17 protein-coding genes are annotated in these 17,950 nt (G+C 29.1%); 12 read left to right on the forward strand and 5 right to left on the reverse strand.

The annotated features are described in order from the left end of the window. Positions 1 to 10: 10 nt before the first annotated feature. Entirely contained in the window at positions 11 to 1,381 is a 1,371-nt protein-coding gene (locus psyc5s11_RS13305; RefSeq protein ID WP_224038047.1) for an ABC transporter substrate-binding protein, read from the reverse strand. A gap of 516 nt (positions 1,382 to 1,897) precedes the next feature. Between psyc5s11_RS13305 and psyc5s11_RS13310 the strand changes: the two genes are divergently transcribed. Together psyc5s11_RS13310 and psyc5s11_RS13315 are read left to right on the forward strand one after the other, a co-directional pair. Further along, positions 1,898 to 3,733, forward strand: coding sequence for an NAD(P)-binding protein (locus tag psyc5s11_RS13310; RefSeq protein ID WP_224038048.1), 1,836 nt, complete (start codon positions 1,898 to 1,900; stop codon positions 3,731 to 3,733). Further along, positions 3,727 to 5,484, forward strand: a complete 1,758-nt coding sequence (locus psyc5s11_RS13315) for a [FeFe] hydrogenase, group A (RefSeq protein ID WP_224038049.1) — start codon at positions 3,727 to 3,729, stop codon at positions 5,482 to 5,484. The genes psyc5s11_RS13310 and psyc5s11_RS13315 overlap by 7 nt, the downstream gene beginning before the upstream one ends. Before the next feature lie 231 nt (positions 5,485 to 5,715). Here the strand turns inward: psyc5s11_RS13315 and psyc5s11_RS13320 are convergent, their stop codons facing one another. From psyc5s11_RS13320 to psyc5s11_RS13330, 3 genes are all read right to left on the reverse strand, one after another. Further along, positions 5,716 to 7,092: a sensor histidine kinase gene (locus tag psyc5s11_RS13320; RefSeq protein WP_224038050.1), complete on the reverse strand. Its 1,377-nt coding sequence runs from the start codon at positions 7,090 to 7,092 to the stop codon at positions 5,716 to 5,718. 1 nt (position 7,093) lies between these two features. Further along, positions 7,094 to 7,801, reverse strand: coding sequence for a LytR/AlgR family response regulator transcription factor (locus psyc5s11_RS13325; RefSeq protein WP_224038051.1), 708 nt, complete (start codon positions 7,799 to 7,801; stop codon positions 7,094 to 7,096). A 96-nt stretch (positions 7,802 to 7,897) separates the two neighbouring features. Then, a complete protein-coding gene (locus psyc5s11_RS13330) occupies positions 7,898 to 8,755 on the reverse strand; it encodes a hypothetical protein (RefSeq protein WP_224038052.1) in 858 nt (285 codons plus the stop codon). A gap of 614 nt (positions 8,756 to 9,369) precedes the next feature. Between psyc5s11_RS13330 and psyc5s11_RS13335 the strand changes: the two genes are divergently transcribed. The 5 genes from psyc5s11_RS13335 to psyc5s11_RS13355 all read left to right on the forward strand — a co-directional run bounded on the left by psyc5s11_RS13335 (position 9,370) and on the right by psyc5s11_RS13355 (position 13,464). After that, positions 9,370 to 9,591: a FeoA family protein gene (locus tag psyc5s11_RS13335; protein WP_224038053.1), complete on the forward strand. Its 222-nt coding sequence runs from the start codon at positions 9,370 to 9,372 to the stop codon at positions 9,589 to 9,591. 90 nt (positions 9,592 to 9,681) lie between these two features. Next, positions 9,682 to 11,448, forward strand: coding sequence for a ferrous iron transport protein B (gene feoB / locus psyc5s11_RS13340; RefSeq protein ID WP_224038054.1), 1,767 nt, complete (start codon positions 9,682 to 9,684; stop codon positions 11,446 to 11,448). 65 nt (positions 11,449 to 11,513) lie between these two features. Continuing rightward, positions 11,514 to 11,675 carry a FeoB-associated Cys-rich membrane protein gene (locus psyc5s11_RS13345; RefSeq protein WP_224038055.1) on the forward strand — a complete coding sequence of 54 codons (162 nt, stop codon included), beginning with the start codon at positions 11,514 to 11,516 and terminating at the stop codon, positions 11,673 to 11,675. Positions 11,676 to 11,865: 190 nt separating this feature from the next. Further along, entirely contained in the window at positions 11,866 to 12,387 is a 522-nt protein-coding gene (locus tag psyc5s11_RS13350; RefSeq protein ID WP_224038056.1) for a metal-dependent hydrolase, read from the forward strand. A gap of 255 nt (positions 12,388 to 12,642) precedes the next feature. Further along, entirely contained in the window at positions 12,643 to 13,464 is an 822-nt protein-coding gene (locus psyc5s11_RS13355) for a Cof-type HAD-IIB family hydrolase (RefSeq protein ID WP_224038057.1), read from the forward strand. Between the two features lie 128 nt (positions 13,465 to 13,592). Here psyc5s11_RS13355 and psyc5s11_RS13360 read toward each other — a convergent pair whose 3' ends face one another. After that, positions 13,593 to 14,390 carry a DUF1189 domain-containing protein gene (locus psyc5s11_RS13360; RefSeq protein WP_224038058.1) on the reverse strand — a complete coding sequence of 266 codons (798 nt, stop codon included), beginning with the start codon at positions 14,388 to 14,390 and terminating at the stop codon, positions 13,593 to 13,595. A 296-nt stretch (positions 14,391 to 14,686) separates the two neighbouring features. Between psyc5s11_RS13360 and psyc5s11_RS13365 the strand changes: the two genes are divergently transcribed. The 5 genes from psyc5s11_RS13365 to queF all read left to right on the forward strand — a co-directional run bounded on the left by psyc5s11_RS13365 (position 14,687) and on the right by queF (position 17,908). Then, positions 14,687 to 15,115, forward strand: coding sequence for a 6-pyruvoyl trahydropterin synthase family protein (locus tag psyc5s11_RS13365; protein WP_224038059.1), 429 nt, complete (start codon positions 14,687 to 14,689; stop codon positions 15,113 to 15,115). 14 nt (positions 15,116 to 15,129) lie between these two features. Continuing rightward, on the forward strand, positions 15,130 to 15,798 hold the full coding sequence (gene queE, locus psyc5s11_RS13370) for a putative 7-carboxy-7-deazaguanine synthase QueE (protein ID WP_224038060.1): 669 nt from the start codon (positions 15,130 to 15,132) through the stop codon (positions 15,796 to 15,798). 181 nt (positions 15,799 to 15,979) lie between these two features. Continuing rightward, a complete protein-coding gene (gene folE / locus psyc5s11_RS13375) occupies positions 15,980 to 16,573 on the forward strand; it encodes a GTP cyclohydrolase I FolE (protein ID WP_224038061.1) in 594 nt (197 codons plus the stop codon). A 125-nt stretch (positions 16,574 to 16,698) separates the two neighbouring features. Then, complete coding sequence (gene queC, locus psyc5s11_RS13380; RefSeq protein WP_224038062.1) at positions 16,699 to 17,361, forward strand: 7-cyano-7-deazaguanine synthase QueC; 663 nt, start codon at positions 16,699 to 16,701, stop codon at positions 17,359 to 17,361. Positions 17,362 to 17,404: 43 nt separating this feature from the next. Next, positions 17,405 to 17,908 carry a preQ(1) synthase gene (queF, locus tag psyc5s11_RS13385; RefSeq protein WP_224038063.1) on the forward strand — a complete coding sequence of 168 codons (504 nt, stop codon included), beginning with the start codon at positions 17,405 to 17,407 and terminating at the stop codon, positions 17,906 to 17,908. Positions 17,909 to 17,950: the final 42 nt, after the last annotated feature.

Consider the following 17,950-nt stretch of genomic DNA (forward strand, 5'->3'; position numbering starts at 1 on the left):
TGGTATCCCCCTAATTTTTGTTATTTAATATTTTGTTGCCTTGTTTTTCAATATTTTTAAGGAAATCATCGATGGAAAGCTGATCTTCCATGACTAAATGTAGACCCGGTGCGTAGTATTCATCCTTAATATTCTGCCACAAAGGGACAGGAACATCAATGCTTGGGTTGCTAAAACCGCCAATAAACTTTGCGAATTCTGGATACTCATTAAAAATATCACTTTGAGCGCTATCTGTTCGTACTGGAATCCGGAATGGATAATAAGCATCGTGTTCTGGACTGTACTCGCCATCCATAATCTGCTCTTGGCCTTTTGATGATATTAGATAACGGATGAAGTCCATAGCAGCTGTTCTTTTTTGAGTAGCAAGATTAGTAGGAATAGCAACCATCATAGGCCCAACTTCTGGATATAAACCGATGCTCTCTAAAGGAATAACACCAGTTTTAAATGTATTTCCACTTTTCCAAATATCAGTCACGCCCCACAAACCTTGTATTTCAAAAGCAATTTTCTGATTTCTAAAGGTATTCATGACCTCAACCCCAGTATCGGTTTTCCAACTCTCTTGAGCATGTGCACCAAGAATTTTTTTATAGAATTCTAGAGCTGCCTTTGATTTATCGGAATTAATCGTCACTTTGGAACCATCTTCGCTGACAAGAGAACCACCAAAGCCATAAATAAACTGATTTACCATCCATGAAACATCATTATGTTCGGCACCAACCAGACCTATACCCTTTGCAGCTGTAGATTTTTCAACCTTTTCACATGCGGCAACAAGGGAATTCAAATCTTTGATCTGGTCTGGATCAACACCAGCTTTTTTAAGTAAATTTTGATTATAAATAAGCCCCATTGTATGACCCAACCAAGGAATTCCATAAACATTATCATCTACGATACCAAGTTTCCATAAATTCCTGAAAAAATATTCTTTTTCTACGGTAAAGTCTTGAGTCAAATTATCTAGCTTATTTTTATAACCGAAATATTGAACATAACGATAGGGAAGCATATAAATATCGATAGTACTGGATGTGGCTACATTTGTAGATGATTCAGGGGTATTGCTTGTACTTAGAAGGGTTTCGATGGTTTTCAAATCTTCATCACCATCAATGACTGTAACGTGATAAGGCGTCTGATTAAGTCCATTATAACTTGCTACGATTTTTTTTATAGCTTCACCACGACCTGAATAAGACTTCCAAGTAATACGGAAGTTTAAGGATTCCTTCAATTCTGCTGTTTGGGATGACGGTTTAACTTGTAAATTGGAGTGCTTCTTATTAATCTGATTGTAACAAATAAAAAGCAATATAAGAACAGATAAAAGAACTAAAACCTTTACAATTTGTTTATTTTTACCCAACGTAAATCCTCCTTTACAGATTATCTTTTTATGTAATATGAAGATATATACTATAATTAAGTATATGTCTTTGGGCATTTTTTTACAATAAATTCTGTTATTATTTACAATAGTTTGTTTTATACTATAATAATGGATTAGAAAATTATTTGTAGAAAAGGGTTAGGATTTGCTTAACCACCAATTAGTTAATATATTAATTAGTTGGTGGTTTTTAATTTTGCATAAAAATTGTTTCAATCATTAAAGTGAATAAATATAGGCTTGATATTTTGTCAATTTGAAAAAATGAAAGATTTTAAATAGCATATTAATGCAAAAGGTGAATAAAATATTAATGCGGGAAATTATAGAAAATAAATATGTAATCTTTGCTACTAATAATTAAAAATATATGTTTTGAAAAGTTCATTAAAATAATGTATAATCAATATAAGTAAATGTTTACATAGAATTTTATTAAAATTACATTTTTTATTTGTAAGGCATGACAAAATCATGCGGAGAGGAGCAAAAATGAGTAGACTTGATATTACTACACCAAATAGGGCACAAACCGTAGTGGAAGGCCTTTATAAAGATTTAGAACGTAGAATTACTGCCAGTCCTCCGGGACTTTGCCCAGTAGATATGGCAGCTTCCTTTTTAAAACTGTGTCATGCACAAACTTGTGGAAAATGTGTTCCATGCAGAGTTGGACTAGCTCAGTTAGAAAATTTACTTAATGATGTTTTAGATGGTAATGCAACACTCGATACTATTGATCTAATTGAGAAAACAGCAAGAGTAATTTCAAATTCTGCAGATTGCGCAATTGGTTATGAAGCCGCTAATATGGTACTAAAAGGTGTTACCGGTTTCAAAAATGATTATGTTGAACATATAATAAATGATAGATGTATTTGTAATTTGGATCAGCCAGTTCCATGTGTCGCATTGTGTCCTGCTGGAGTAGATATTCCTGGATATATTGCGTTAATATCTGAAGGAAGAAATGCTGATGCAGTTCGTCTTATTAGAAAGGATAATCCTTTCCCAACTGCTTGTGCGCTTATTTGTGAACATCCATGTGAGGCTAGATGTAGGCGTAATATGATAGATGATTCAGTAAATATTCGTGGTCTTAAGCGTTATGCTGTTGATCATGCAGGAAAAGTGCCAGTACCAGTCTGTGCCCCAGCTACTGGTAAGACTGTTGCAGTTGTTGGAGGGGGACCTGGAGGATTAAGTGCTGCATATTTTCTTTCTCTTATGGGGCATCAAGTAGTAATTTACGAAAAACGTTCTAAACTAGGGGGTATGCTTCGCTATGGCATTCCAAATTATCGTCTTCCAAGAGTAAGACTCGATGAAGATATTGAAGCTATTATTTCTACTGGCGTAAAAGTAAAATTTGGTATTAATATTGGTCGTGATCTTACTATGTTAGACCTTAAAAATAAATATGATGCACTTTATATTGCTATTGGTGCACATACAGACAAAAAAATAGGTATAGAGGGAGAAGATAGTAAAGGTGTTATTTCAGCAGTAGAAATGTTACGTGCTATTGGAGATAATAATCTACCAGATTTTGCAGGAAAAACAGTTATAGTAATCGGTGGTGGAAATGTAGCCATGGATGTCACAAGATCTTCGGTACGTCTTGGTGCAAAAAAAGTATGTAATGTATATAGACGCAGAAAGATTGATATGACAGCACTTCCTGATGAAGTAGAAGGCGCTATTGCTGAAGGTGCTGAAATATTAACACTTCAAGCACCACTACGAATTGAAAGTGACAAGGATGGCAATGTTGTAGCGTTATGGGTAAAACCTCAAATAATTGGAAAGATTGATGGAAGCGGTCGTCCTACAATAGTAAATTCAGAAGAAGAAGAAGTGCGAATTTCATGTGATGTAGTCATTATAGCAATTGGTCAAGGTATAGAATCTGAATATTTTGCTGAATATGGTGTACCAGTAAAAAGGGGTACTATTGAGGCATTAAGTTCTAGTGGTATTGAAAATAGTCCTGGAATATTTGCAGGTGGTGATTGTGTAACTGGTCCAGCTACTGTTATTCGTGCAATTGCAGCAGGTAAAGTAGCAGCTGCAAATATTGATAACTATCTAGGCTATAATCATATTATAAGTTGCGATGTTGAAATTCCAACTGCAAGAATTGATGATAGACCAGCATGTGGTAGAGTCAATATGCTAGAGCGAGATGCAACTGAGCGTAAAAATGATTTTGAACTTATAGAATGTGGAATGACATGTGCAGAGGCAAATCAAGAATCTTCTAGATGTCTTAGATGTGATCATTTTGGATATGGAGTATTTAAGGGTGGGAGGATAAAAAAATGGTAAAATTTAAAATTGATAATATTGAAGTAGAAGTAAAAGAAGGTACTACCATTTTAGATGCAGCAGCACTTATTGGCATCCCTATCCCAAGTCTTTGCTATTTGAAAGGAATTAATGAAATAGGTGCATGCCGTGTGTGTGTTGTTGAAGTAAAAGGGAAAGATAAATTACTGCCTGCTTGTAATAACATTGCAGAAGATGGCATGGAGATATTTACAAATAGTCCTAGGGTTCGTGAAACTCGCAGAACAAATGTGGAGCTTATTTTATCGCAGCATGATTGTAATTGCGCATTCTGTATAAGAAGTGGTAATTGTAATTTGCAAGAAGTTTCTAATGATTTAGGAATAATAAAATTAAATTATGATAAAAAGGTTGAACCATACATATGGAATGAAAGTTTTCCATTAATACGTGATGCTGGAAAATGTATTAAATGTATGCGTTGTATTCAAGTCTGTGATAAAATACAAAGTCTTAATATTTGGGATGTTGCAAACACTGGTTCGAGAACTACAGTAGACGTTTCACATAATAGAAAAATTAAAAATTCAGATTGTTCATTATGTGGGCAATGTATTACTCATTGTCCTGTAGGAGCTCTTCGAGAAAGAGATGATACAGAAAAGGCTTTTTCAGCTTTAGCAAACCCAGATAAGATTACAGTAGTACAAATTGCACCTGCGGTTCGTGCAGCTTGGGGAGAATCTCTTGGACTTTCTCGCGAGGAAGCAACCGTAGAACGCCTTGTTGCAGCGCTTAGACGAATGGGTTTTAATTATATATTTGATACAAATTTTAGTGCAGACCTTACTATTATGGAAGAGGGAAGTGAGTTTTTAGAAAAACTAAAGGACAGAGAAAACCATGTATTCCCTATGTTTACATCATGTTGTCCAGGTTGGGTGCGTTTCTTGAAATCACAATATCCTGACATGGTAGGCCAACTTTCAAGTGCAAAATCACCACAACAAATGTTTGGAGCTGTTGCAAAGAGTTATTATGCTAAGCTTCTAAATGTAGATCCATCAAAGATTTATTGTATTTCAATTATGCCATGTGTAGCTAAAAAGCATGAATGTGAAATTCCTATTATGAATGATGCGGGAGCAGGACCAGATGTTGATTTAGTTCTTACAACACGTGAAGTTGATAGGATGATACGAGCAGAGCATATTATTCCAAAGGATTTAAAAGGAGAAGCATTTGATATGCCTCTTGGAGTTGGATCAGGTGCAGGTGTAATTTTTGGTGCTACAGGAGGAGTTATGGAAGCAGCGCTTAGATCAGCATACTTTTTAGCTACAGGTACAAATCCAGATCCAGATGCATTTAAAGAAGTACGCGGCATGGCTGGATGGAAGGAAAAAACTTTTGAAATCACAGGAATTCCTATAAAAGTGGCAATAGTAAGTGGACTTGGAAATACTCGAAAATTAATTAGAGCAATAAGATCAGGAAAGGTTAACTATGATTTTGTAGAAGTTATGGCATGTCCTGGTGGATGCTCAGGTGGTGGTGGACAGCCAATTTGTGATGGCTTAGAACTAGCAAAGGTACGTGCAGATAATTTATATGGACTTGATAAAAAGTCTACACTTAGATTTTCACATGAGAATCCTTCTATAATAAAACTTTATGCTGATTATATGGAAAAACCACTATCACATAAATCACACAAATTACTTCATACTGACCATAGTGCATGGAATATGCCTTTATCTCCGAGACGAGAAATGGATGATGAAGAGTAGTGTATATATAAAAATGTTATAAAGTACAATTGGATATTAATATTATAGATAATGAAATCCCCAAGATTCTAAAAATCTTGAGGGCTTCATTATCTATTCTTATGTTATATACTAAATCAGAATTATAACTAATCCTTCTATACATTATGAAAATATTAAAATTCAATAAGAATGTAAAAGTCATTTTACTTAGATATGAATTAGATTGAGCAAAAGAAGTTGATTTCTCCTTTAATTAACTTTAATCATTATAGAGAGAGTAATATAATTTTTTTCTTCTATTACATCAAGAACTCCATTATATTTTTTTACTACATCTTCTATATTTGAAAGTCCAATACCATGATTCTCTATATTAGATTTACTACTTATAATTTTATTATCAATATACATAAGCTTTTCCATACTAGAATTAGATATTTCAATTATTAAATATAAGCCTCTTATATAAGATTTTATGGATATCTTTTTTTCAATATCAGAATTAGTGACTTTTCTGCAAGCTTCGATAGAGTTGTCTAGAGCATTACTTAAAATTACACATAAATCAATAGATTCTAAAAAAATCTTTGGTGGAAGAATAAAATCAGATATAAAGTTTATTCCTTCAGTTTGTGAAATATTAAACTTTTCATTAATGATTGCATCACTTATTGGATTTCCAGTTTTAATTTCGAAGTCTAATTTACCTACAGTTTTACTAATATTATGTAAATACTTTTTTATTTCATCAAGATTGTTATTATCAGCTAAATTTTTCAAACAAGAAATATGATTATTCATATCATGAATTACTTTTCTTATTCCTAAATAAATACTATCAATATTTTTAATATGATTAAGTTGCAATGCAAATTGTTGTTTTATAATTATATTTTTGTGTTTATTTTCTTCTGATTCAATCATATTTTTAAAGGTACAAGCACTAATAGGAATAGATATTAAAAATAAAAAGCATATAAAAGGTAGTATTATATAATAAACCTTTGGAGCTATATTAGGTAAATAATATATTTTATTATCTATTTTAACTTCTTGAATAAGATAAAAAATTAAGGCTAATCCATAACCTGATAAACAAGGAAGGAGTAAATATATGCTTTGAGATACATTAAGAAATTTATCTTTCAAATTTAAGTAATAAGTAACTCTTTTTAATAACATATATAGGATTATATAATTTAAAATATCAAGAATAGTATTATGTGTAAAATTTATAAGCATACGTTGCTTAAATGACATATCAATATTATTTATAATAGGATTAACCCAAAGCTCAAACGGCAAGAAAATCAAATTAACAAGCAGTAATATAATGTTTTCAACAACTATAGCATAAAGTTTTATTATAAGATTTCCTTGGCATATAAGGTGCATCGTAAAAAGTAATAGTATATCACTTAAAATCATTACTAAAATATTAGGTATTAAATTATTAGTTAAAATTTCAAATATAACTAAAAGCAATGTGGCGAAAATATAAGTCCAAATTTCCTTTTTAAAGCCTAAGAATTTCTTATAAAAGTAATATCTAATTATGTATAATAGAGGTAAAGTTAAGTAATCTGGTAAAACTCCGACAATTTGAGCAATTGAATTATAATCCATATTAAAACTCCTCATTTTTTAGATAGTACATAAATGCTTTTGAAAAATCTGATAATCTTTTTCTTGAAATATATACTTTTTCAAAATTTTTAAGGATTATAAATGTATTGTCAAAGCTTTGAACATACTCAAGATTTATAATATAGCATTTGTGACATCTAAAAAAGTTATCTTCTGAAAGTTCATTTTCAAGATCAGATATTTTATAGTAATATTCAATTATATCATAAGTAGTATGAACTCTAATTTTTCGTTGATCAGACTCTATGTATATTATGTCTTTTAAAAGAATTTTAGCAGAAGAATTAATGGTTTTTGCTATAAGAAACTTATATTTTTTTGATATTAATTTTACAGCTGAGTATAGTATGTCCTTAAACTTATTTTCATCAATAGGTTTAAGGATATAATGAAAAGCATTTACATCAAAAGCATCAAAAACATAATCTTTGAAGCCCGTTGTAAATATAATTATTGCTTTTTCATGTATTAACCGAATTCTTTTTGCTGTATCTATTCCAGATAAATTATCCATTTGTATATCCAAAAAGTATATATCAAAGTTATCTATAGACAAGAGGAGCTCCTCACCACTAATAAATTCAAATGTCTTGCATCTTTTATCAATAGCACCTAAATATGTTTCAATCATATTTACTATACTTTTTCTTTGAATATTGTCATCTTCACAAATGGCTATTTTTAGCATATTCTAATCACCTCATAAAAAATTATACATCTAATTTAATTAGGAAACAAAATAAAAATTTAACCTGTAATAAATTTATTTACAGGTTAAATTTTTCTAAGCTACAGAATTAATTTTTTGACCATTTGTCTGAGTAGTGTTATCAATGTTGTCTTTATATTTTTTTGCAGTTTGCAAAAGTTTTGAATCTTTTACAGATCCATCTGCATTTTTTGTAGATTGTTCTTCTTTAGAATTTTCACTTTTACTAACGACATTATTCGAATTATCATTTGAGCTGTTAGGATTTAATTTATCATCAATAGTTTCTTCCATTTTTTCGATATTGTCTTCTAACTTAGCAACATGTTTTTGCTTACGGGCATTACCAACCGGATTTCTTATTTCATCTCTCTTTATTTCGCATTCTAAAACTTTTATTTCACTTACCTCTGAAGATTTCTCAGCAGAAAGGGTTTTAGCTTGTGATATATTATTTGAAAGACTTACAAGCTTATTCATCATTTCGGTACTTTTATCTGACTTGGAATTACCCTGTGTATCAGTGCTATTTAAATTATCTTTTTCCTTGTCATTTTTTTTAGCTTTATCGTCAGGGCTTATCTTTTTCTTTTGTTCCGCTAATTTAAGTTCGTTTATCTGCTTATCAATTTCAGAAATCTGTTTGTCATATTCTGCTAGCTTTGATTTAATAGATTCAGAAGATTCATTTTTACTAAAAGCATCATCCAAGTACTTCTGTCTACTATCAGATATTTTTTGTTTTTGCTCCATTAAATCTTTTAATGGATCGTTTTTCTTTAAAGGATTATTAACATTATTTTTAATAGAAGTATTTTTTTCTGTAGTGTTTTCTTTTTTACACTTTGGAATTTTATTATTATCATCTATAGATTGATAACTGTTTGAAATTGATAAATGTAGTGATTGTTTTGATGAAGAACCTATCATCATAATATATTCCTTCTTTCTTTAATTACTCTTATATTTAGTTATCGATAAAACTAATATAAATATTATTAGTTTGTAATAACAGGTCACATAAATGTAGTAAATAGCTAATTTAAGTAAAAAAATTTAATTAAAAATTGCTATGATTTATTAAATGAAGGTGGAATATATATTAGTTTTGAAAATATTAAGCCTTTAAGTGAAAGTGAAACTTTAATTGGACTTAATAGATGAGGAAGTTTCCAAGAAGCTAAGGGCAAGGATAAAGAGTCTGTAGAAAACATAAAGCATGGTTTAATAAATCATATTTTTCAATTACAATACTTGACATTTAGAGATATTAAAAAATATGGGATTTAATACATATGAAATCTTTTGGACGTCATATATGCAATGTAGATTTTATGCTATTTAATCTAATAAAACATCTTAAGTAATAAAATTATATATATAGTTGTATACAAATACTAGTTGGTTAACTTCTAGCTTAAATTAGAATGAAAAATAATTACTATGATTAAAAATGATGCTTGAAAACATCATTTTTTTCTTGCAATTAAGCAATAATAATGATATTCTTAATTATATGATAAGTATTTTCAATTAGGAGGTGCCAAATGAGTATTTGTAGTTTAAATCCAGGAGAAAAAGGAATAATTGCATCTATTAGAGGCGATTCAAAATTAATAAAAAGATTATTTGCTTTAGGATGTATTGAAGGTACAGAAGTAGAGTTTAGAAGACGCGCACCACTAGGTGATCCAATAATTATAAATTTTAGGGGATTTGATTTAGCTATTAGAAAAAATGATGCTAAATATATATTGTTAGAAAAATAAGTAATTTTAAATTTTTATACACCACATAAAAAATTAAATAAAGCTAATTAAAGCGAGAATTATTAGCACAAATAAGGGAGACTTAAATTTATGATAAATGTAGCTTTACTTGGTAATCCTAATGTAGGAAAAACCACGTTATATAATGCACTTACAGGCTCAAATCAATATGTGGGTAATTGGCCAGGTGTAACTGTAGATAAAAAGGAAGGTTTTCTTTCTAAGGATATTAAAATTGTAGATTTGCCAGGAATATATGCTATGGATACTTTCTCAAATGAAGAAAAAGTTTCTAAAAAATTTTTAGAAGAAGGAAATGTAGATTTAATATTAAACATTGTCGATGCATCAAATCTTAATAGAAATTTATATCTTACAACTCAACTTAAAGAATTTAATATACCAATCATATTAGCTTTAAATATGATTGATGTATCTGAAAGTAAAGGAATAGTTATTGATTATAAAAAATTATCAGAAGAATTAAATGTAGAAGTTATTCCTATTGTTGCAGGAAAAAATGAAGGTATTGATAAAATTGAAGAAAGACTACAAAAAGGAAATTTTGCTGTACCATTAGATTCAGATAAGTACAATTTTTCTTCTGAAAAGGAAGCTTATGCATTTATTGAAAAGGTGTTAAGTATAAGCATTACAAAACAAGAGAAAAAGGAAGCAACTATAACTGAAAAAATGGACAAGTGGGTATTACATCCAGTTCTTGCTTATCCAATTTTTATATTGCTAATGGCTTTAATGTTTGAACTAACATTTTCTTGGGTTGGACAACCTATTTCAGATTTATTGGATGGATTTTTAAATGATATATTAATTCCAACTGTAAGTAATCTCCTCTTAAATTCGTCTCCTTGGTTTAAGTCTCTTATAGTAGATGGAATAATTTCTGGAGTCGGAGGAATAATAGTATTATTGCCAATAATTTTAGTATTGTTTATGTGTATAACTATATTAGAAGATAGTGGGTATATGGCAAGAGTGGCATTTATGATGGATAAGTTAATGAGAAAGATGGGACTCTCAGGTAAGGCATTTATACCTATGATAATAGGTTTTGGATGTACAGTTCCAGCAATAATGACTGCTAGAACTCTAGAAAGTGAAAAAGATAGGAAACTTACAGCATTGCTTGTACCGTTTATGTCTTGTAATGCAAGATTACCTGTTTATACAGTTTTTGCAGCAGTGTTTTTTACGTCTCATAGAGGACTTGTAGTTTCTTCATTATATTTACTTGGAATAATAGTTGCATTTTTACTTGGAATATTATTTAAACATACATATTTTAAAAAGGATGAAGAACCTTTTATGATTGAAATTCCTGAATATAAAATGCCAAAACTTTCTTCAATATATAAACAAACAAAAGATAAAGCTATGAGCTTTTTAAATAAAGCAGCAACTCTTATATTTGCAATGAGCGTTGTAATATGGTTTTTATCAAACTTTAATCTTCATGGAATGGTAAATGAAGTAAATGATAGTATATTAGCATCTATAGGTGGCGTAATAGCACCAATATTTGCACCACTAGGTTTTGGCAATTGGCAATCAGCAGTGTCACTTCTTTCTGGCTTACTTGCTAAAGAATCAGTTTTAGCATCAATGCAAGTAATATTTGCTGGAGATTTATCAGTTATTTTACCAGCTCATTTTACGGAACTTTCAGCCTATGCGTTCTTAGTATTCATATTGCTGTATACGCCTTGTATATCTGTAATTGGAACTATGAAAAAAGAATATGGGACAAAGTTAACTTTATTTTCAATATTTTTTCAATTAATAATTGCATGGATTGCTGCCTTCTTGGTATTTAACATAGGTAGCTTAATATTCTAACTACTATTAACTCAATTATCAGTATTTACCTTGAAAATTCGATACTATAGGTAGGTGAAGCTTAAATGTTAGAAATAATAATTACAACTATAATAGTTTTTTTTGCTGGATTTATAATAGTTAAGTCTTTAAAAAATTCTTCAAAAGGAAAATGTAATAGTGGTTGTAATGGATGCAAATCCAAAAATATTTGCTCAAAAAAAAATGATATTAAACATATAAAATAAAATAAAATCCCACTAAAAATATTAGTTTTTTAGTGGGATTTTAATGGTTAAGATATAAATCAATAGAGTGGCATAAATGATAGCTAAATCTACTTATCCATAGTTTTTGACATATGATAAATCTATAGTATAATAGCACAATGAAGAAATTCAAACAAAAGATGAAAAATGAATAGTAGGAGTATAAAAAATGAATTACAAAACACATATAAATGGTGGAATATTAGTAGGACTATATGTGAATTTACAAATGTCAAATACTTCTATAATATCTACAGGAGTATTTTTAGGAGGAGCTGTAGTTGGAAGCATATTTCCTGATATTGATCATAAAAATAGTTATATTGGTAAAAAAGCAAAAACAATTTCTAAAGCAATAAATAAATTTGCAGGACATAGAAAATTGTTTCATGCCCCACTTATGTACTTGCTTTTATATTCAATAAGTATTGGAATGATTAATGATAAATTACTTCTAGTTGGTATAAAAGGATTGTTTTTAGGTGTATTATCACATTTACTTTTAGACAGTTTTACGATTGGGGGATTACCTTGGTTTTATCCTTTAAGTAAAAAGAAATTTTCTTTAGGCAGTGTAAAAACAAATAGTAAGGTAGAAGATATATTATGTGGAGTTTTAATTTTTATAAACATAGTTATAGTGCTTGATATACTTCATATTACTTCAGTATTTACATTTACTCAAAAATAACAAAATCTTCCTATAGTTTAGTGGCAATTCTGATTTAGTGTTACTAAAAGTAAATAAAACACTATGTTATATATAAAAACAAATAACAAAAGAAGTAATATATAACTAAAAGTTAATAAGGAATATCTTATATTCACTAACGTGCTATTATATAGATAAGTAGTTACTTAATATTTGAATAAAGATTTGTTAAGGTATATAGTCAAAGCACATGTAACTATAAATTATAGAAATAGGTATGGGAGAGATTGATATATGTATAAATTAATTGCATGTGATTTAGATGAAACTTTAATCGGAGATGATAATATTATTCCAAAGGTAAATATAGAAGCTATTAATGAAGCAAGTAAAATGGGTGTTAAGTTTGTACCTGCAACAGGAAGAGGTCATAAATCAATAAGGAGCACCCTCCAAGACTTAGGATTATATGATAAAGAAGATGAATACATTATTTCATTTAATGGTGCAAGTATAGTAGAAAGTAAGAATTTTAACATTTTAAATTTCAATGGTATTGATTTTGATTTAGCAAAAGAATTATTTGAAGTCGGATTAACAAAAGATGTGTGTATTCATGTATATACTAAAGATGATGTTTTTATATTTAATTTAAATGAAGATGAACATACATATGTATCTCAAAGGCTCAAAGGATTTAAAAAAATGAACAGTAACTCAATTGAGTTCTTAAAGAATATTCCAATTGCAAAAGTTTTATTTCAAAACTTGAACAGAGATTATTTGATAAGTATTGGAGATGAAATTAAAAATATAATAAACAATAAAGTTACTGTCACCTTTTCTTCTAATAGATATATGGAATTTAATAAAATGGGAATAGATAAAGGAATAGGACTTCTTGAATTGGCTGAAAGATTGGGTATAAAACAAAATGAAATAATGGCAATTGGAGATAATTTCAATGATTTAGCAATGCTTAAGTCTGCAGGACTAAGTGTTGCAGTAAATAATGCTGTAGATGACATAAAAAAACAAGTTGATTATGTGTGTAAAGCAAATAATAATGAAGGCGGTGTTGCGGAGGCAATTAATAAGTTTATTTTAAACAACTAAGTTTTTTTATTATATATACTAAAAAAGAGTAACGTTATAAAATAGAACGTTACTCTTTTATTAATTTCTAGTAAAAAATAAATTTAACTTTAATTTAAAAGTAAAATTTATTTTTTCTAATTTAAAGTCTATTTTGATAAATTTAAATTAGATTTATCAATGTTTTTAATTTTATTAATAGCTAATCCACAATAAACTAAAGAAAGTACATAGAAAATAACATAAAATTCAGGTACATCTATTCCTGATATACTTATTAAAGATTCTAGTAATAGTGGTAGTGTCATTGCATAAAAGCTTAAAATACATAATTCAGAACACTTAAATTTCACACCCATAACACCACTAATGGATAAACTTAAAGGACCTATTATTAAAAATCCTGAAATTAAATTCAATAAAAATGCAATTATTGGATTTAAAAATAAGAGTAATACTGGAAAAATAATTTTCAATGCAGACATACTATCTTGTATAGATATTTTTGTTATATTTAATTCGGGAAAATTCGAAAATTTTAGAGTTTGTAATGTAGTATACTTTTGTCTCATAATAAGTTCATCTGAATTTATATATATACCATCACTATATGAGTCTAAAATTGATTTATTCGTTTTCCCACTAGTATCAACAATAAGTTGTTGATCATCATATTTATAGTAAATAGGTTCATCTGAACCTACTGATAATGTACCATTTTTAAGTTCAAAATTTGGTGCACTATGTATAAAAGTTGTTTCTACATTAGATAGTTCAGAATTGAATTTGTCTATTATATTTATATTGGATATAGTAGAAAATATTAAAGTAACTAGAAACATATATAAAATTGATTTTCCAAGTCCTTGTACTAAAAATTCTTTATAGGCTGCAAAATCGAAAAAACTATATGCAAATTTATGCCTAAATCCCATTTTGGTTTCCAATGAAAGACCTCCTCAACGTAACGATAATTTATTTTATTCTTTCTAATTATAACACATTGAATTAGAATACGACAGAAGGATTGCATATTTAAATGAAATATGTTATCATTACCAGTATAAAATTTAATAATGGACAGTTCGTTAGACCATCCTGTCCTTAAACAAAACTAGGCAATTTAATTTTAAATTAAGTAAGAATTTAAGGTTGATTTTGTTGTACTGGTTTTAGTCATGGCAAAATTAACCTTTTTGCGTATAAAAATATATCATTGTAGTAATTAAGTAAGGAGAAAATTATGTTTAAAATAAAAAGTGAAGTACAATTTGATATGGCACATTATTTAAGTGGATATAAAGGAAAATGTTCTAATATTCACGGACACAGATATAAGCTAATTGTAATGTTAAAATCAGAAACCTTAATTGCAGAAGGTCAGCTTAGAGGTATGGTTGATGATTTTACAAATTTTAAAGATGCTTTAAAAGAAATTGCAGATATTTTTGATCACAAGCTAATTATTGAAGATAATGAAGAAGGAAGAGCTTTAGCTAAGAAATTAGAAGAACTTCCAAATGACTTTGATATATATTTTGTAAATTATAGGCCAACTGCGGAGGAGATGTCTAAAGATATCTTCAATAGATTAAAAATTAATGGATTACAGGTGTGTCAAGTGGAATTATTTGAAACGCCTAATAATAGTTGCATATACACAGAAGATTAATTGGAGGATTATAGATGTTTAACATAGTAGAAAAATTTTTATCAGTAGACGGAGAAGGTCCAAGTTCTGGGGAACTTGCGACTTTTATAAGATTTCAAGGTTGTAATTTAAGATGTTCTTGGTGCGATACTACTTATTCATGGGATAAAGAGAGTACACTTGAAATATTAACTCCTAAAGAAATTTATAATTACATAAAAGAAACTGGGGTAACAAATGTTACTTTGACTGGTGGAGAACCACTTATTCAAGAAAATATAGATGAACTTTTAGATATTTTAAATAAAGATGATAATTTAAAGATTCATATAGAAACAAATGGAGCTGTAGATATACAACCATTTAAGACGCGACATAAGAAAAACAATATAAGTTACATAGTAGATTTTAAATTGCCAAGTAGTAATATGACAAGTCAAATGAATTTGAATAATTTAAACGTTGTAGAAAATAGTGATGTATATAAGTTTGTTGTAGGAAGCACGGAAGACTTAGAAATGGCCTATGAGCTTATAATTAAATATGATTTAACTTCTAAATGCTTGGTTTATTTAAGTCCAGTTTCGGGGAATATAGATATGGAAGAAATTGTAGAGTTTATGAAAGATAAAAAATTAAACAAAGTTAGATTACAAGCACAACTTCATAAGATTATTTGGAATAAAAATGCAAGAGGAGTATAACAATTGACAATTGAGAAACAAAACTCACAGAGAAGGTTCAAGATACCAAATACAAGATTTGGACGCTCACTTTTCCAGAGGAGTTTGAAAAAATAAATAATAAATAAAGATATTCCGAAGGAATATCATCCTTAATTGTCAATTGTACATTGTCAATTAGGAAAAGTTTGGAGGATTGAATATGTCAAAGAAGATAGATACCAAAAAGATAGAGGAATGTATAAGAGAAATTTTAATTGCACTTGGCGATAATCCAAATAGAGAAGGATTATTAGATACACCTAAGAGGGTTGCTAAAATGTATGAAGAAGTTTTTGAAGGAATGACTTTTTCAAATGAGGAAATAGCACAAATGTTTGGGACTACATTTGAGAATGAAGAATTCATGTCTGAAGCTTATAATAATATGGTTGTAGTTCGCGATATACCAATTCATAGTTATTGTGAACATCATTTAGCGCTTATGTACAATATGAAAGTTACAGTAGTATATATACCAAATGAAAAAATAATAGGCCTTAGTAAAATTTCAAGAATAGCAGATATGGTTGGAAGAAGACTTCAGCTTCAAGAGAGAATTGGCAGTGATATTGCAGAAATAGTTTCTATGGTTACAAAAAGTAGTAATGTTGGTGTTCTTATTACTGGAGAACATGGATGCATGACGTCACGTGGGATAAAAAAACCTGGAACACTTACTACTACAACGACTTTTACTGGGAAATTTCAAACTAATGATATGTTAAGACAAGAAGCTTTGTTAATTATGAAATAATTAAATCAGTTAACAGTTAATAGTTAGCAATTAATAGTTAAGGAACAAAATCCTTTGGGGTTTCATCAATAACTGTTAATTGTGCACTGTAAACTGTCAACTGAATCAAATTGGAGGAATTATATATGAATAAAAAAGCAGTAGTTGTATTTAGTGGTGGTCAAGACTCTACTACATGTTTGTTTTGGGCACTTAAGGAATTTGATGAGGTTATAGCAGTTACCTTTGACTATAATCAAAAACATAGAAAAGAAATAGAATGTGCAACTGAAATAGCAAAGGAATTAGGAGTAGAGCACCATATATTAGATATGGCATTACTTAATCAATTAGCACCAAATGCACTTACAAGAGATGATATTGAAATTAAAATGGGTAAAAACGGAGAACCTCCATCAACATTTGTAGAGGGAAGAAACATGTTATTCTTAACTTTTGCAGGAGTACTCGCTAAGGTTAAAGGTGCAAAACATATTGTAACAGGAGTATGTGAAACAGATTTTAGTGGTTATCCTGATTGTAGGGATGTATTTATAAAATCCCTTAATGTTACTTTAAATTTAGCTATGGATTATGATTTTGTAGTTCATACTCCATTAATGTGGATAGACAAAGAACAAACATGGGAAATGGCAGATAAATTTGGAAAGTTAGATTATATAAGAGAAAAAACTCTTACTTGTTATAATGGAGTAATCGGAGATGGATGTGGAGAATGTCCAGCTTGTAAACTTAGAAAAAATGGATTAGACAATTATTTATTAAGTAAAAATAATAATAATAAATAATATTCTCAAAATAACAAACAATTTATTTTAAAGGAGAAAAATAATGAGCGAAAGTGGAAGAAAGTCAAAAGAACTTGAAGGAATATCACTACTTGGAAATCAAGGAACAAAGTATGATTATGGATATAATCCTGAAGTATTAGAAGTTTTCGATAATAAGCATCCTGGTAATGATTATTTTGTGAAATTTAATTGCCCAGAATTTACGAGCCTTTGTCCTATTACAGGTCAACCTGATTTTGCAACAATTTATATAAGCTATATTCCAAATGTAAAAATGGTAGAAAGCAAATCTTTGAAACTATATTTATTTAGCTTTAGAAATCATGGGGATTTTCATGAAGATTGTATGAATATAATAATGAAGGATTTAATCAAACTTATGGATCCAAAATATATAGAGGTATGGGGCAAGTTTACTCCAAGAGGTGGAATAAGTATAGATCCATATTGCAACTATGGAATGAAGAACACAAAGTTTGAAGAAATGGAAAATTATAGAATGATGAATCATGATATGTATCCAGAAAAAGTAGATAATAGATAATAATATAGTTAAATGGCTTGGATATAGTGTTTAAAATATATT

Origin of the sequence: Clostridium gelidum, from assembly GCF_019977655.1 — a bacterium.
GTDB lineage: Bacteria > Bacillota > Clostridia > Clostridiales > Clostridiaceae > Clostridium > Clostridium gelidum.

Excerpts from the sequence above, each read along its gene's own strand:
- queE (WP_224038060.1), top strand. The coding sequence starts at position 15,130 with ATGTTTAACATAGTAGAAAAATTTTTATCAGTAGACGGAGAAGGTCCA.
- psyc5s11_RS13365 (WP_224038059.1), top strand. The coding sequence starts at position 14,687 with ATGTTTAAAATAAAAAGTGAAGTACAATTTGATATGGCACATTATTTA.
- psyc5s11_RS13330 (WP_224038052.1), bottom strand. The coding sequence starts at position 8,755 with ATGATGATAGGTTCTTCATCAAAACAATCACTACATTTATCAATTTCA.
- psyc5s11_RS13345 (WP_224038055.1), top strand. The coding sequence starts at position 11,514 with ATGTTAGAAATAATAATTACAACTATAATAGTTTTTTTTGCTGGATTT.
- feoB (WP_224038054.1), top strand. The coding sequence starts at position 9,682 with ATGATAAATGTAGCTTTACTTGGTAATCCTAATGTAGGAAAAACCACG.
- psyc5s11_RS13355 (WP_224038057.1), top strand. The coding sequence starts at position 12,643 with ATGTATAAATTAATTGCATGTGATTTAGATGAAACTTTAATCGGAGAT.
- psyc5s11_RS13315 (WP_224038049.1), top strand. The coding sequence starts at position 3,727 with ATGGTAAAATTTAAAATTGATAATATTGAAGTAGAAGTAAAAGAAGGT.
- psyc5s11_RS13325 (WP_224038051.1), bottom strand. The coding sequence starts at position 7,801 with ATGCTAAAAATAGCCATTTGTGAAGATGACAATATTCAAAGAAAAAGT.
- queC (WP_224038062.1), top strand. The coding sequence starts at position 16,699 with ATGAATAAAAAAGCAGTAGTTGTATTTAGTGGTGGTCAAGACTCTACT.
- psyc5s11_RS13335 (WP_224038053.1), top strand. The coding sequence starts at position 9,370 with ATGAGTATTTGTAGTTTAAATCCAGGAGAAAAAGGAATAATTGCATCT.
- folE (WP_224038061.1), top strand. The coding sequence starts at position 15,980 with ATGTCAAAGAAGATAGATACCAAAAAGATAGAGGAATGTATAAGAGAA.
- psyc5s11_RS13310 (WP_224038048.1), top strand. The coding sequence starts at position 1,898 with ATGAGTAGACTTGATATTACTACACCAAATAGGGCACAAACCGTAGTG.
- queF (WP_224038063.1), top strand. The coding sequence starts at position 17,405 with ATGAGCGAAAGTGGAAGAAAGTCAAAAGAACTTGAAGGAATATCACTA.
- psyc5s11_RS13320 (WP_224038050.1), bottom strand. The coding sequence starts at position 7,092 with ATGGATTATAATTCAATTGCTCAAATTGTCGGAGTTTTACCAGATTAC.
- psyc5s11_RS13350 (WP_224038056.1), top strand. The coding sequence starts at position 11,866 with ATGAATTACAAAACACATATAAATGGTGGAATATTAGTAGGACTATAT.